General features: G+C 34.5%; 1 protein-coding gene and 1 pseudogene. Both read right to left on the minus strand.

All coding sequences use genetic code 11. The annotated features are described in order from the left end of the window. Positions 1-400: hypothetical protein (locus QRN68_RS21985; RefSeq protein ID WP_285399211.1), on the minus strand; the 400-nt coding region annotated here is incomplete at its 3' end. 949 nt (positions 401-1,349) lie between these two features. Then, a pseudogene (locus tag QRN68_RS21990) lies at positions 1,350-1,584 on the minus strand (CsxC family protein); the annotation flags it as partial.

Here is a 1,584-nt window from a genome sequence, read left to right on the forward strand (position 1 = left end):
GTTCTTCTACAGGATTGGGATCTAGATGAGCTGTAGAATCCTGTTTTTCTACAGGGTTAGTTTCATCCGCTGCTTTTATATCAAGCAGATTATTCTTTTCATCCTCAACATCAATTTCAGAAGGGATAAGTAGCCCACAATCGGAGTCTAGATGCGCTACAAGTTCCTGTTCCTCTACAGAATTGGTTTCATCCACCTCTTCTATATCAAGGAGATCATTCATTTCATCCTCAGCATCAACTTCAGAAGGAATGAGTAACTCACGATCGGGATTTAGATGCGCTGCAAGGCTAGTTTCATCTTCTTTTTCTATAGTAAGGAGGTCATTACAATAGACGAAAACTTTTTGCTTGGAACTTATTTCTTTCATCTCTCTATAATTAATCCATGGAGTTTTCATTAGTTCACTCCCAAATAATGTTTTGACAAATAAAGTGCAACAGTTAATCTGTAAAAATTCTTATGTACTTTTACAGCCAAGAAGTCTTTTTTGGTCAATTTATTTTTTATGATAAGATTTTATGAATTCTTCTAGAGAGACTTGTTCAAAATCCGTTTTCTTCAGGGAAAACTTACGAAGTAACCCGTTTTTCAATTTTTATTTCTTCCACTTACCTTGATGAATAAATTGGTTAAAAAAAAACAGTGTTTTCCCTTTCCTTTTCTAATATCTGATAACAGCTAAACACTTTTGCTTTTATTGCTCGAAGATATGATGGATGTATATAGTTTAAAATGAATGGATCATCACCAAAACGTGTGGTTGATTTCCGTTCCCGCTGGGCGCTTTATCGCTGCCGCTTCGCTTTCACACAGAAAACATCCGCTTCACTCCAGGGTCTCATCTGTGACGCTGATCCCAAGAAGTCGCCCAGCCGGAACGAAGGTCAACCTATATGGCATACGTTTTAACAAATGTCATCCACAACTTTTGGTGATGAGCCAAATGAATACCTCTTTTTTCAAATATTGTCAAATAAAATTCAAACGTTATCATTATGAGCTACTTTTATTTTGATCTATGTGTTGCACTTATAATTACTATCCATTTTATGCATTACTTTTACTTTTGTCCCTAGTACTTGCAAAAATCTCAGTAGCAATTGAGATACTAATGCGTTTGATAGACGATTGCTTAGTAAAAACTAAAATTTTATCTTTACATTATTTTCTTCAACTCGATTATTTTGATAGCACCTATTAGTGCATTTACGATCGATATTATTATAGAAAAAATGCAGTTGAAAATTCGATTTAATCGAACTTTCAACTGCCAACTCAAATATTGGATTTTTTCAGTACCTTCAAATGTCCTTTTATCTCTAATTTCCTCCTCTAAAAATTAGAGACTAACAAGATTCAGTAGGATGAATAACAGGAGTAGGACTAACTGGAGGAGTAAGCCCTAAAAGATTAGGAGTTATTACATTAGCAACTGGAATTTGAAGTTGTTGAACTTGCAATACTTTTACAGTAAGATCTAGTACGATTTTTTCACGTAATGTGTTGAAAGTGCCTTCTGGTGCTGTCATAATTGGTGAAAAATCAAGTTCAAAGAAGTTTGCAGCTACTAATTCGCCAAAT

Origin of the sequence: Lysinibacillus sp. fls2-241-R2A-57 (assembly GCF_030209535.1) — a bacterium.
Lineage (GTDB): Bacteria > Bacillota > Bacilli > Bacillales_A > Planococcaceae > Lysinibacillus.